This window comes from Chloracidobacterium sp. (assembly GCA_016720705.1).
In the GTDB taxonomy this organism is placed as follows: domain Bacteria; phylum Acidobacteriota; class Blastocatellia; order Pyrinomonadales; family Pyrinomonadaceae; genus OLB17.
The window spans coordinates 1-14,195 of record JADKKB010000002.1; the positions used below are offsets into that span (position 1 = coordinate 1).

General features: G+C 51.9%; 10 protein-coding genes. 1 reads left to right on the forward strand and 9 read right to left on the reverse strand.

Going from position 1 to position 14,195, the window contains the following annotated elements; genetic code table 11:
- Positions 1–153 precede the first annotated feature (153 nt).
- Positions 154–969, forward strand: a complete 816-nt coding sequence (locus tag IPQ00_02345) for a hypothetical protein (GenBank protein MBL0239405.1) — start codon at positions 154–156, stop codon at positions 967–969.
- Between the two features lie 111 nt (positions 970–1,080).
- On the opposite strand, the gene IPQ00_02350 is transcribed toward IPQ00_02345, so the two are convergent.
- The 9 genes from IPQ00_02350 to metG all read right to left on the reverse strand — a co-directional run bounded on the left by IPQ00_02350 (position 1,081) and on the right by metG (position 14,124).
- Positions 1,081–2,805 carry an Rne/Rng family ribonuclease gene (locus IPQ00_02350; protein ID MBL0239406.1) on the reverse strand — a complete coding sequence of 575 codons (1,725 nt, stop codon included), beginning with the start codon at positions 2,803–2,805 and terminating at the stop codon, positions 1,081–1,083.
- A gap of 1,527 nt (positions 2,806–4,332) precedes the next feature.
- Complete coding sequence (locus IPQ00_02355; protein MBL0239407.1) at positions 4,333–5,874, reverse strand: PrsW family intramembrane metalloprotease; 1,542 nt, start codon at positions 5,872–5,874, stop codon at positions 4,333–4,335.
- A 77-nt stretch (positions 5,875–5,951) separates the two neighbouring features.
- On the reverse strand, positions 5,952–8,042 hold the full coding sequence (locus IPQ00_02360) for a VCBS repeat-containing protein (GenBank protein MBL0239408.1): 2,091 nt from the start codon (positions 8,040–8,042) through the stop codon (positions 5,952–5,954).
- 142 nt (positions 8,043–8,184) lie between these two features.
- A complete protein-coding gene (locus IPQ00_02365; GenBank protein ID MBL0239409.1) occupies positions 8,185–8,811 on the reverse strand; it encodes a hypothetical protein in 627 nt (208 codons plus the stop codon).
- 71 nt (positions 8,812–8,882) lie between these two features.
- Positions 8,883–9,902 (reverse strand): polyprenyl synthetase family protein, encoded by a 1,020-nt coding sequence (locus IPQ00_02370; GenBank protein MBL0239410.1) that lies wholly within the window; start codon positions 9,900–9,902, stop codon positions 8,883–8,885.
- 73 nt (positions 9,903–9,975) lie between these two features.
- Positions 9,976–10,374 carry a signal peptidase I gene (lepB, locus tag IPQ00_02375; GenBank protein MBL0239411.1) on the reverse strand — a complete coding sequence of 133 codons (399 nt, stop codon included), beginning with the start codon at positions 10,372–10,374 and terminating at the stop codon, positions 9,976–9,978.
- A gap of 69 nt (positions 10,375–10,443) precedes the next feature.
- Positions 10,444–10,941 carry a YajQ family cyclic di-GMP-binding protein gene (locus IPQ00_02380; protein MBL0239412.1) on the reverse strand — a complete coding sequence of 166 codons (498 nt, stop codon included), beginning with the start codon at positions 10,939–10,941 and terminating at the stop codon, positions 10,444–10,446.
- A 292-nt stretch (positions 10,942–11,233) separates the two neighbouring features.
- On the reverse strand, positions 11,234–12,055 hold the full coding sequence (locus IPQ00_02385; GenBank protein MBL0239413.1) for a TatD family hydrolase: 822 nt from the start codon (positions 12,053–12,055) through the stop codon (positions 11,234–11,236).
- Positions 12,052–14,124, reverse strand: a complete 2,073-nt coding sequence (gene metG / locus IPQ00_02390) for a methionine--tRNA ligase (protein MBL0239414.1) — start codon at positions 14,122–14,124, stop codon at positions 12,052–12,054. Before metG ends, IPQ00_02385 begins: the two co-directional genes overlap by 4 nt.
- Positions 14,125–14,195 lie beyond the last annotated feature (71 nt).

A 14,195-nucleotide genomic window follows, 5' to 3' on the forward strand; every position in this document is an offset into this window, starting at 1 on the left:
ATGAGTGGAAGGTCGCGATGAAGTTCATCGTTGACGCCGAGGATGGCGAGATCGTCGTAAGACCGGGCGAGGTTTTCAGCCTCAACTAAACCGTTGTCCAACTTTATGCATCAAAGGCCTTGGGGATGAAACTCACCAAGGCCATTTTCTAATATGAGATCGAACTTTCGCCCAATCAACAAATTTTTCATAATCGCCGCCATTACCGCATTCGCTGCGTTTGGCATCGCGGCACAAAACGCACCGACTGCTGATCAGGCCGAAAAGGCACAGGCAGTGATCGCCCAAGCGGTAAAGAATCTGGGCGGCGACCGCTATCTGAATGTCCGTTCGCAGATCGGCCGTGGGAAATTCAGCGTCATCAAGGAAAACACTCTAATTTCGTTTCAGACGTTTGTGGATGTGATAGCGTTTCCGGACAAGGAAAGAACCGAATTTAAGGGCGGCGGTAAACGGACCGTTCAGACCAATGTCGGCAACACCGGATGGGTCTTTGACGGAGAGCAAGAATTGATCAAGATCCAGACCGAAGACCAGATCGCGAATTTCAAACGCGGCGTTCGCGTAAGCCTCGACAATCTGCTTCGCGGACACTGGAAAGGCGACGGCGAGATCACATATATTGGCAAACGTGCGGCGACCCTCGGCAAACGCAACGATGTCATTAAATTGACCTACAAGGACGGCCTTATGGTCGAGTTTGAGTTTGCCGATGACGGACTGCCCGTAAAGGCGATCTATAAAAGCGGCGGCGAAGACGACACCGATGAGATCAAGGAAGAAGACCGCTACGCGCAGTTCGTTGAGATCGACGGCATCAAAACGCCATTCATAATTGACCGCTTTACCAATGGCCAGCAGTCGTCGCGGATCAATTACCTGACCGTCGAATTTAATAAGAGCATTTCCGATTCGATCTTTGCAAAACCGTCAAACGCCAAAGACGCTAAAAAGGACATTAGGCTGTAAGGGTCGCGAAATCACCCGGTCAACGCTTCGATCGCTGTAGCAAAAAAGGCCTCGTATCTCTACGAAGCCTTTTTATTTATCGGCGAGTTGATCGCCCGATCACGTTGCGATCTACACGAATGCAAAATCGAACTGCCCTTGATGGACCGATTTGTCAGAAGTCACATCGACGTGACCTAGATGAGCTTCGATCTCCTCGAGCACTTCCCTTTCGGAACTGCGCAGCGATTTTGCGACTTCCGGATGCACACGCAGGGTGGTATGACGAACGTCTTCGACGTTTTTCGCCAAGCGACGGGCTTCGGCTAGTATCTCGTAGCAGACAGTCGTCGGCGACTTGACCCAACCCGAACCTTCGCAATAGTCACAGGGTGCACACATTGTGCGTTCGAGCGACTGCTTGACGCGTTTGCGGGTCATAATGATCAGCCCGAAATCGTTAAATGACAGCACCTTGGTCGGGGAGCGATCGGTCGAGAGTGCCTCTTGCAAAGCCTGCGAAACTTTATGCCGATTTCGACGATCATCCATATCGATCAGGTCAAGCACGATAATTCCGCCGAGGTCGCGAAGGCGTATTTGCCGTGCGATCTCATCGACCGCTTCCATATTGGTGCGGGTGATCGTGTCCTCGAGGCGAGCATTGCCCTTACCGACGAATTTGCCGGTATTGACATCGATCGCTACAAGGGCTTCAGTCTGGTTGATCACGAGATAACCACCACTCTTGAGCCAAACACGCGGCTTGAGAGCCTTTTCGATCTCTTCCTGTACGCCGTAATATTCCAGGATCGGCTCGTCACGCGTGTATAGCTTGACCTTGTTGACCGAACGCGGTTGGATCAGATTAATAAATTCGACGGTGCGGAGATATTCCTCTTCGCTATCGACGCGAATCGCCGTAAAATCATCCGAAAACTGATCGCGAAGAATACGCTGAACCAGGTCAAGGTCCTGATGGACAATGGCCGGTGAGCGCTTTTTCTCGGAATTCTTTTTGGATTCTGCCCACATCCTGGCCAGATACCGAGCGTCATTTCGCAGATCTTCTTCGGATATTCCGATGCCCGCCGTACGAACAATGAATCCACCGGACGGGATCTCGGCGTCCTGGCGAATGCGTTGGATCAGCGTGCGAAGCCGAGAGCGTTCGCTCGAAGATTCGATCTTGCGTGAAACGCCGAGATGCTCGATCGTCGGCATATAGACCAGATAGCGGCCCGGCAGAGCGATATGCGAAGTGATGCGAGCACCCTTTTTCGCGATCGGCTCTTTGGCGATCTGGACGAGTATCTCTTGGCCCTCCCGAAGAAGATCAGCGATCAGCGGCTGCGGTCGACCGCCCCGATCATTGCGATCATTGCGGTCATTACGCCCACGCCCTCCGCGATCATTTCGTTCGGTTCGTTCGCCACTCGGACGATCACCGGACGGACGATCACCAGTCGGACGTTCGCTACTCGGACGATCGGTCGGCGGACGATCATTGGACGGACGATCACCCGACGGACGGTCGGTCGGCGGTCGATCACTTGCGGGTCGGTCGGACGACTGCCGTTCCCGGCCCCGCCCTCCGCGTTTATTACGAGAGTCGCGGCCTCCACGGTCGTCAGCCGGACGTTCCCGATCGTCGGCGTTTACCGCTTGCGGCTCGGTGGCATCGCCGGAGGCGATCTCAACAATGGCCTCGACCGGCTCGACTGCTTCGGAAGCCTCGAAAGTCTCATCGACGTTTCCATCGACATCGTCGTTGGTGTCAGGTATCAACTCACCGTTTTCGTCCGTTTTTGGCTTTCCACTCCGACGGCGCCCACGTCCGCCGCGGCGGACGGCCATTTCGGCGGTATCGCCGGATTCCTTAACACTGGCTTCGGCGTCCTCAAGTTCATCTCCGTCCGTTTTCTTTTTCGCCTTCGGCTTGGAGAATTTACCCTTTGCGGCCGCACCACGCTTTGCCGGAGCCTTGCGTTTTGCGGCTGGCTTTTCATCTTTGGACTCAACCACGGCCTCGTCAGCCGCGTCTTCGATGATCGCCTCTACCGTGGGCTGCACTTCGACCTCAACCTTCGCCTTCGCCCTGGACTTGGTCTTGCTGCGTCCCTTAGCCGGTACGACGGGGGTTTCGTCGTCTTCGTCGGCGATCCGCTCGAACGTACTGGTCTCTGCCGTTACTGAGTCGATCAATGAACCGACCTCTGTGACATCGACGCTTTCCATATCAAACTCAATGGTTCGCACCTTGTGCTGGATCGCCTCCTGCATATAGGCATCCTTGAAGAGTTCGCCGGTACTCTCTTCGTCATCACTGATACGCTCAAAGCCGGCATTGTCATACTCGACTTCGAAAATGGGTTCGGCAGGCCGCATTTCCTCTTGTCGCGGTTGATCGTCACGATTGTCCCGGCCGTTGCGGCCTCGTCCACGGCCACGCCCACGTCCGCGGCCCTTTTCTTGTTCCCGATCCGATTCCGGTTCGCTCTCGTTTCGAGCATCATCTGATAGTTCAACCAAAATATCAGCACCGGTCTCCGCAAGCGGTTCCGCGATCTCCTGAACCGATTCCATCTGCTTTTCGCGTTCAATGCGGCTACGGTCGATCTGCTCGTTGGCCTCGCGCTTAGCTTCCTCCGGCGAAGCTTTCTTATTCTTTTCCATTACGACGCGTTCGATCTCCTCGTCTTCGTCGAAAAAGTCGGAAACATACAAGAACGCATCGCGTTCGAGCCCAATGTCGACAAACGCCGACTGCATACCGGGCAGGACCCGCATAACGCGGCCCTTATATACGTTACCGACGACACCCGAGTTTTCCTCGCCGCGTTCGATATAAAATTCTGTTACCTTTCCGTTATCCAGAATTGCGATCTTCTTTTCGCGTCCGTTGACGCTAACGATCATTTCTTTTGACATACAAACAAATACTTTCCTTAATTTGGATTACTATTTTGCCCGCAGTTACGTAGGTTAGAGCTTTGTCAGAGTATTGGATCGGATATAGACGCCGAGCTTACAGCTCGATCGGCAGAGCATAGACGCGTACTTTGGACTGATAGCTTGAGTATGGGAGTTGGTCCCAAATGGACAAGTATTGAATTAAGTTCACGCAGGAATCTCTGTTTAGAAAGGCATCCGCGGCCTTCCTCTATCGGGGAGCACCTATTTCACGTTAAATGAGATCGTGCTCGGACCCGCTAAAATCTTGAACTCGTTAATTACGAGTCGTCTTATAAAATCCTTCTGACGTTTGCTTGTCACCGCCGTAGCCTAAAAGACCAATACGGGCAAACCGAAATTATTATAAACGAATCCCAAAAGATAGTAAATGCAATTCGATGATTACTTTTTGAAGTTTGTTAGTCAAGATCATACCTGATCCCTCCATCTCAACACTTCTTCCCGAAGCAGAGGGTTTTGTTGGAAACTGCCCGTTTGACCGTGTGCCGCAGTTGCCCTCTGAATGTGCCAGTAACTTAGTCCAAGCTTGCCGACAGCACGCAAATAATGGCTGCGAGCTCGAAACTTGCCGCCAAATAGACCACTGATCAGCCAACCCGAACTCTTGAATGCGGAAGTGACGGTTTCGCCGAGTTCAGTTGAGATCAAACCGCGGGCAATATCAATAGCAAGCATTTCCTTTAGTATCTTGTTTTGGCGGTGCATAACCCACAGAGCGAAGCCGGCGATGATCAGAAAGAACGGTATCTCCAGGATCAGATAGCCGACTAAAAAGCCCTGAAATCCACCGATAACAGCCATTCCATTCCAGATAGCGTGGAGCGTGACCGCTCCAATATACCCGACTAGCGGCATTAATATCCGAACAAATTTGTTATGTGACTCGCGAGCGATGCCGCAACCGATTCCGGTCATTGCAGTGAATGACACGTGCGCGAACGGCGACAAGATACCTCGCATAAAAAAGATCACGGCCAAAGCCCCAAAGCCGCCACCGCCCAACGCCCTGCCGTAGTAGAGAACATTTTCAACCGTGGCAAAGCCGAGGGCGATCACACCGGCAAACACGATCCCGTCAAGTATATCGTCAAAATATTTACGGAAAAAGATCAGCAATATGACGAGGCCTATTCCCTTTGACCCTTCTTCGAAGACCGGCGCCGATATGACCGCACCGACGACCTGACCTGCCTCCGGCGAGACCGCGGCACCGACCGCGACGCCGAAAAAGGTGTTTACGACAAAGGAGACAATTACGGCGACCAGTGCCCCCCACGCGAATGCCAGAGCAAGTAGCCAGATCGGTTCGGGATCGTAGCGGTCGAGCCACACCAGCGGGATGATATAGATGATCGCGGGGACAAAGGCTACGACTGACGCTATGACGGCTGGTACCACCCCGACGCTTAGAAACATAATGGCCGCGACGATCAGCATCATAAACGCGATCGCGAAGATCGTGACGCCGATACCGATGTATTTGCCGGTCTTTTTCTCGTTCGGATCAACGACCACGCGGCCCAGGCCAAGATTAGTGATGGAATTTTGTAAATTGACCGGACCGGTCGCGGCTAGTTGGCTAAACTGCTGCACCTGCAGATCACGATAGTTTTCAGCCGACGGTGCTATGTCGGCTACTCCGTCACATTCGATACGCACTACACCGGTCACGCCGTTCTTACCAAATTGAATTCGATCGCCGGATGTGAGTTTGGACGATCCGACCGGTATGCCGTTCAGGATCGTACCGTTGGTGCTCCGGTTGTCAGTGAGAAAAAAGCCGTCGACCTTGGATTCTATAAAAGCGTGTTGTTTCGACGCGATCCGCTCGCTGAGAGGATCGAATCGTACACTGCAGGTTTCACCGCGGCCAATGGTTAAAAAGCCGTTTTCCAGATCAAATACCTGTCCGGCCAAGGACCCGCTCTCAATCGCTAGGTGGAGTTTCATAGCATCATATTAAGTACAAAAAGCCCAAAGTCAAGCTAATTGCCTGACTTTGGGCTCTTAAAGATCCAAAGCGATTATTACGGCTGTACAGAGGACGGCGATGGGATATCTCCCGTCTGGCCGAAAAGTCGGGCGTAGAAACCGCCGTTTGTACTATTTAGACGATACCAAACACTCGTGCTAGGTCTGAAGACAGCAATGTCCGCTTTGGAATCACCGTCGTAGTCTGCGGGAATCGGAACATCTTCGGCGATGCCGAAGTTAAAGGCCGAAAATGTCTGAGTGGAGGGATCAAGCATATACCACGTTCCGTTCGAGGGGCGGTAAACCGTAAAGTCCGACACGCCGTTGCCGTCGAAGTCACCACTGACGGGCTTGTCGCCGTTGGTTCCGAAGGCTCGATACAGCGGGATCGATGACGAACTCTGGCTTACATACCAAACGCCGTTCGACGGCCGCCATACGGCTATATCGATCTTGCCGTCGCCTTCGAAATCGCCTACGACCGGCTTATCACCACTTACGCCCCACTGCATTGCCTTGAATCCAAGTGTGCTCTGCTGGATATACCAAATTCCGGTTGATGGCCGCCACACGGCCAAGTCCGTTTTGCCGTCGGCGTCATAGTCGCCAGCGACGGGAATATCCGTACTCAAGCCAAACTTCATCGCCAAGAAATTGCCCGGATCACTGCTGCGGCGAATCCACCAGGTGCCCGTCGAAGGACGAAATATCGCAATGTCCGTCTTGCCGTCGCCGTCATAATCGCCCGGTTCCAAAACATCAGTCCCGAAACCAAATCCAACGGCCGAGGCCGTGCTGTCAGAACTATTCTCAATACTCCAGAGGGTGCCGGAGGGCGAAAATACCGATAGGTCGGTCTTGCCGTCGCCGTCGAAATCAGAAACACGATTCTTTACCGGTGACGTGACTGCACTTGCGTCAAGCACGAGCAGGCCGTTGGCCAGATCTCCCGCCAGGATCTTATCGGAACCAAGGAACGGATAGACTGCCCAGTTACCGTCATAGCTCGTCGGCAGCAGATTCTGTCGCGAGTCCGAACCGCAGACCATATCCCAGGGCTCAGCATCCAAGAGAGCTTGTTTCTCCTCTGCCGGAGGTGCGAAGACCGCCGGGTATGTGTCGTACTGGCCGACACGGATCGGTGTGCTCGGATTTGAAAGGTCAAAAACCTGAATTCCCGCTTGATACCACGAAATATAAAGTCGATTGCCCATCACGACCGGGTTATGCGGCGTGACCGCGTTGATCGACAATGCGTTCATCCCTACCGAATTGACGAGCAATGGCGTTGCCGGGTTTTCGATATTATATGTTCTGAGATCACCGTTCCCGTTACTCGTCTCACGACAACTGTAAAGGTACTTCCCGTCCTCACTCGTCCAACTGCTATGCATACTGTTGCCCGCAGTTACCCCGGATTGATCGTCAATGAATCCAAGCAGTTGCGGCGGCGTATTTGCTACGTTGGCGATGTTGTAGATCTCGGTTCGGCCTCGTTGGCTCGAACTTCCCCATCCGGACGTAAACATTCGGTCGCCGCGAATGTGCATCGCGTGTACCCAGATCGGTTCCGTGGGATTGAGGTCCCGAATAAAAACCGGATTTGCCGGATTTGTGATGTCGATGAATTTTAAGATCTTGCTGGAAAAGCCATTGAAGTTCTCGATCAGGATCTCAGACCCCATCTGATTTATCACCATCATTTCGTGGATCGAGTTATGTCCGTTACCGGTAGCAGAATTGACGATCCCCAACAACTGCGGCGAGTATGGGTTGGTCAGATCCACGATATGCACACCGCCGCCGTTGCCACTACCAAAATAGCCTCGTGTACCGATGACGATCGCTTCTAAAAACTGTTGGTTAGATCCGGGATTATACCAACTCGCCAGTTTCGGAGCGTCGGGGTTGGAAATGTCGTATATAAAAGCTCCGCGGCAATTGTAGCTACCCTGCACGGCAATATTGCCATCGGCATAAATATCCGCAAATTTCAGATTAGACGAACTACCGCAAGTTGGCGTGATCTGCGATCGAAGCCGAACTTTCTGCGCCGAAACCGACGTGCTAAACGCTGCCGTCATTACGATGGCGCATAGCGAAAACGCAAGTCCGCTCATAATTGCTGTATATCTATCTCTCATTAACATCTCCCGATCTCAGTATGCCTTTACGAAAATTATCTATAACTTTTACTCCGAAATGTCTGTGATTGCAAACCAGATCGCCGGCCTCACATCCGCTGTTACGAATATGAGGCCGGCATAAACCGTTCAAAAGTTTTGACTACGAAGCAAAGCGTTCGGCTTCGCGCATCACCAATTCAAAGGTGCCCGGTCCGGCTTTGCTAAACCGCCGATTTCGATTGAGCGAAACCGCGATCGAGATCGTCGGATTATTGCCCTTAAAACGCATTCCACCGGCAACGAGGAGATTATACAACTCGTTAACGTGAAGCGGTTGGCCGGATTCGCGGAGCAACAGAGTACAGGCCTGTGTGATGGTCAGGTCGCTAAAACGCTGACTCAGCGGGGCCGAATTATGAACGATCGACGGGATCCCGCGATGCTGATTGATATACGATACTGATCCGCCAAAGCGGCGGCCATTGATTTCGGTCGGGTCCACACGTCCAATGTAACTATCACGCGGTTCCGGCCTTATCTCGTATTCATCGTCCATTTTGATGGTCCGCGGAGCGTGAAGCCCTCGATTGCCGGAGCGCATCGTGACCAAAAGGCTGTCTATCGCAGATTCGGTCTGCGAGGCACTATTTTCGAGTGCAGTGATCTCCTGACGCAGAAGATCGACCTCGACCTCGGCCTCGCGCAGGCGAGCCATCAGACGATTTTGGGCGTTTCGGGTTTGCCGCAGACTTTGCTCAAGTGTAGAAATTAGATTTTCGTCCAGCATATTACGCAGATCGGGCTAAAACTCGGTAGTGTATGGTTGTCGGGAGTTTGTGCTCCCAAGGTCTCTGATCCCTAGCTATTTCGGTCGATCACAAAATTCGGAATTCCTTCCAAAGCAACACGATACTCGGTTTCCGTAAAAACATCAAGGTTTTTTCTTGCGGCGTCGGCAAACTCCTTTGCACGCTCGCGAATCTGGCCGATTATTCCCCGTACGTCGAGCAATTCGCGAATGTCATCGCGTGATATCTCGTTATATGCTCCCGTCAGCATCACATCCTCCAATTTTGGCCGTAGTGACGGTTCGCTCTGCAGTAAATAGATCAGCGGCAACGTAACTTTACCTTCTAAAAGGTCGGTCCCTGCCGCCTTTCCGAGATTCTCAGCCTCCGATGTGAGGTCAAGAATATCGTCGGCGAGTTGAAACGCGATTCCCAGATTCATACCGTAATCGCGGAGTGCGTGCTGTTGCTCTAGGGTAGAACCGGCCAGTATGGCTCCGATCTCGGCACAAGCCGAAAACAGGAATGCGGTTTTTCGCTTTAGTATGTCGAAATAGTCAGATTCACTTATATCGAGGCGACCGATCATTGTCAGTTGGATTAGTTCGCCCTCGGTCATCTTGCGGGTCAATCGCGTCAGAATGTCGAGGATCTCGAGCGATCTTTCCTGCAGTGAGGTCTCAAACGCCGACATATACAGCCAATCGCCCATAAGGACGGCGGTTTGATTCCCGAATCTGGCGTTTACCGACGCACGATTGCGGCGAAGGTCGGCGTTATCAATTATGTCGTCGTGAACGAGTGTCGCCGTGTGGAGCATCTCCATAACGGTCGCCAGACTTATGACATTTTTACCCGCAGTCGCACCCCCGCACGCACCACTTGCGAGTATCAGCAAAGCGGGACGTACACGTTTGCCGCCCGACGCCCGAAGATAATCACCCAGATAATTGACCACCTGAATATTGGACTGGACCTGCCGCTCGTACTCAGCCTCGACGAGGCTCATTTCATTAGCGATCAGCCCAAAGATCTTGGAAGCCTTGGCTTGGGTAAGCAATTCTTTTTTTGCTGACGCGAATGTTTGCATCTATCAAATCCGGGTAGTTTTAACGGAAACGTTCATTTGGCCGACTTCTTATTCCTCGTCCAAATCTTCCGATCTAATCACCACTAACGTACTTCGACTGTATCAGATTTCGGTCGACAGTTCCCCAGTACCGCGAGTCGGACGAATTGTCCCTGTTGTCACCCATTACAAAATAACTTTCTGGTTCGACCGTAATGGGCGGAAATGTCTGGTCATTCTGATTAAATCTCGTATCTACATACGATTCGTCAAATGGCGTGTCGTTGATGAAAACTCTCCCGTCGCGGATACCTATCCGTTCGGAAGGCAATCCGACAACACGTTTGATATAGAATTTGCTCGGATCTTTGGGGTACTTGAACAAAATGATATCGCCCCGTTCGAGCTTTGAAATATTCGAAGAAAACCGCAATCTGTCTCCGTCTTTTATCGTCGGCGTCATCGAGACGCCCTCAAAAATAACGGGTCTCACGCAACTAACCAGCAAGAAGCCAAAAAACACTACGATCAAATAAGCCCTTGGCCCCATAGTCGGTATAAACTAATTGCTGCGGAAATTATCAAACGTCATATCGATGCCAAAGTCGTTTCCTTTCAGAGCGGCAATCGTTTCCTGCAGGGTATCGCGATCCTTGCCCGACACGCGTACGGTCTCGCCCTGGATCGACGCCTGGACCTTGAGTTTAGCGTCCTTAATATACTTAACGACCTCTTTGGCCTTTTCGATAGGGATTCCCTGCTGTACCTTCACCAATTGGCGAACAGTCCCGCCCGCCGCCGCTTCGATAGTTTGATAATCGAGGGCCTTGAGCGAGATCCCACGTTTGAGCAACTTACTCTGGAGGATGTCATTCATATTACGCAGACGCGTCTCGTCTTCGGCGGTCATGATGAGATCTTTGTCCTTTAGCTCGACAGCAGCCTTGCTACCCTTAAAATCAAATCGCTGCGAGATCTCTTTCCCGGTTTGATTTAACGCATTTGTGAGCTCGGCGTAGTCGGTCTTAGAAACGATATCAAATGAATTTTCTTTTGCCATAAACTAATCTTACACGCGAGTAACGATAATCCGCACCGCGCACCTCCGATCTATCGATCGCCCAAAACAACCTTCCTCAAGTGCATCTATTGCAAAACAAATGCGAGGATGCGGGCGGTGATAACTATCTTGTCCCAAACATTGTTAAAGTGGGACAACAAGTGGGACAACTTAACTTATGCAAATAAATAGATTATACGTTTTGTCCCACTGTCCCACGTTTTTTACAAACGCGTGCTGAGTAACACATTTGTTTTATCACGGCGAACTTATGTATAAATTATAACACGGCTTACCGTTCGTCGCGAATCGATCCATTGCCAAATTTATCCGTTTTTAAGCCGAATAGATCGATAAAATTCGCCGTAGTTCGTTCTCCAAGTTCCAAAACGCCAACTCCATACATTTCGGCCAGAAACTTTGCGGTGTGAACCACATAACTCGGTTCATTACGTTTTCCGCGGAAAGGGATCGGCGTAAGAAACGGACAATCGGTCTCGATCAGCAAGCGGTCAAGCGGTACAACGCGAGCCGAATCGCGGAGATTCTCGGCCTTCTTAAACGTCACGTTACCGGCAAACGAGATCATAAATCCGACCTTCATCAGATCCTCGGCCATCCGCGGCGTTCCGCCAAAACAGTGCATAATGCCGCGAAAACCGTCCCAAGAGCATTCCTCGGTCAGGATCTCGACTGTCTGATCATCAGCATCGCGGCTGTGAATGATTATCGGCAAAGCCAGTTCCCGTGCGGTACGAATCTGCCGTCGAAATACGTCGATCTGGACTTCACGCGGGCTGTGGTCGTAGTAATAGTCAAGTCCGATCTCGCCCCACGCAATTACCTTATCGCTCTTGGTAAGTTCGACAAGATGTTCTTCCGCCTTGTCGTCATAAAGTTTTGCATCGTGCGGGTGCACGCCGACCGCAGCGTACACATTATCGTATTTCTCAGCCACCGCAACAGCCCTTCGAAAATCATCGGAATGCGGATCACCCGTTCCGATATTCAGCATCGCCGCAACGCCCGCATCTCTGGCCCTTTGGACGACCTCATCACGGTCCGCGTCAAACGAGTCGCCGTCGATGTGACAGTGAGAATCGACAAATGTCATTTAAGCCGTGCTCCGACCTCAACGTCCTCCAGAAATGCCGCGAGTGCGGGTTTTGGGCCCGAATTATCTTCGAGGCTTGCCGCACAGATCATTCCCTGCGACTCCAGGCCGCGCATCATTCGGGGTTTTAGGTTAGCGACGACGACGACTTTACGACCGATCAGTGCTTCAGGTTCGTAGTATTCCGCGAGGCCCGCAAGTATCTGTCGAGGCTTTTCTTCGCCAAGGTCGATCTCAAAACGCAGGAGTTTGTCGGCCTTCGGGATCCGCTCGCAGACCTTTACTTCCCCGACTCGAAGATCGACCTTAAGAAAGTCGTCGATGGTGATGAAACGGTCATTTGTCATTTGTTCTTCGTCCTTTTTCACCGGGACATTGGATGGATCGGAAACTAATGACGAAGGACTACTGACTATTGACTCATTGATTTCGTTCATAACTTTATTTTTATCAATTCTCGGAAATACGCCGACGGTTTCGCCGATCTTGGTTCCGGCGGCAAGTTCGCCCCATTTGAGGTTGGCCGGATCGAGCGTGGCGATATCGTCGCTGAGACCGATCTGGCTATAAATATTCTTTGACGCCTCGGGCATCACCGGATAAAGCTCGACGCATAGCCAGCGAAGCGTTTCGCACGCCCCGTATAGCACGGCGTTAAGCGTTTCCGCTTGGTTGTCGTCCTTGATCAGGTTCCAGGGCTTTGAGTCCGAGATGAGCTTATCGACGCGGGCAATGACCGTCCAAATCGTCTCAAGCCCTAGACTGAACTCGAATTTGTCGAAACGCCGCATAAAATCGTCCCGAGCGTGTTCGACTGCCGCCGCGAGTTCGTATCCGTCAGCATCCACGCCGACGCCTTCAGCGTGCGTGCGGTTTTCATCGGCGATCGTACCGCTCGGGATCAGGCCTTCGCGATACTTGGTGATCATCGAAAATGTTCGGCTCGCGAGATTCCCGAGTCCGCTTGCGAGATCAGCATTTGCTCGTTCGATCAGGTTTTCATAGCCGAACTTGCCGTCCTGCCCGAAGACCATCTCGCGGAGCAAAAAGTAACGCAACGCGTCTACTTGAAAATGCTTGTGCAGAACATCTACTTCGATCACGTTGCCGATCGTCTTGCCCATTTTGCGGCCATCGGCATCGAGCCACATACCGTGGGCAAAAACGCTTGCCGGTAGCGAAAGTCCGGCCGCCTTAAGAAATGAAAACCAGTAAACCGTGTGGAAACGAAGAATGTCCTTTCCAACAAGGTGCGTTCCCGGCCATAACCTTTCGAAACCTGTTCTTTCTTCATTACCGTACCCGAGTGCGGTGATGTAATTCGATAGTGCGTCCAACCAAACATACATTACGTGTGCGTCGTCATCCGGAACGGGAACGCCCCACGAAACCGCTGTTTTCTGTCGGCTGATGGATAGGTCCTGAAGGCCGCTTCGTATAAACGATATCACCTCGTTCCGTCGCCCTTCGGGGCGAACACGGTTGACGTCATGCTCAATCGTTTCGATCAGCCATTCATCGTAATCCGAAAGTCGAAAAAAGTAGCTTTCCTCAGCCACTTTATCGAGCGGACGCTCGTGGATGAGGCAATTCGGGACGTCCGAGCCGTCGGGCGTCACATATTGTTCCTCGGTCTTAAATTCAGCACACGGAGCACAGAACCAGCCTTCGTAAAAGCCCTTATAGATCGTGTCATTGCCTTTAGGCGTCTTATTTTTAGCGATCTCACGCCACAGATGCTGCGCCCCTTGGTAATGAAACGCCTCGGTCGTACGCATAAATACGTCGTAACCGCCATTGTCCGTATCGAGTCGAAACTCGCGAAACATCCGCTGCAGTTCGCCGGCGATGAGGTCCACCTGTTCCTTCGGCGTTCGGCCATTTTTCTCGGCTGCCCGCTGAATATTGATCCCGTGCTCGTCGGTTCCGGTTAGAAAATACGTATCAAAACCGCGCTGTTTTTTATATCGGCGGATCGCATCGGCCACGATCGTCGTATACAGATGGCCGAGGTGCGGTAGGCTGTTCGCATAGTAAATGGGCGTTGTTATATAGAAACTTTGTGTCATCTTAAAACATAAAAGTGTAGCGTGTAAGACGAAATATATCCACACGCTACACTCTGCAATCCAGGTACGCA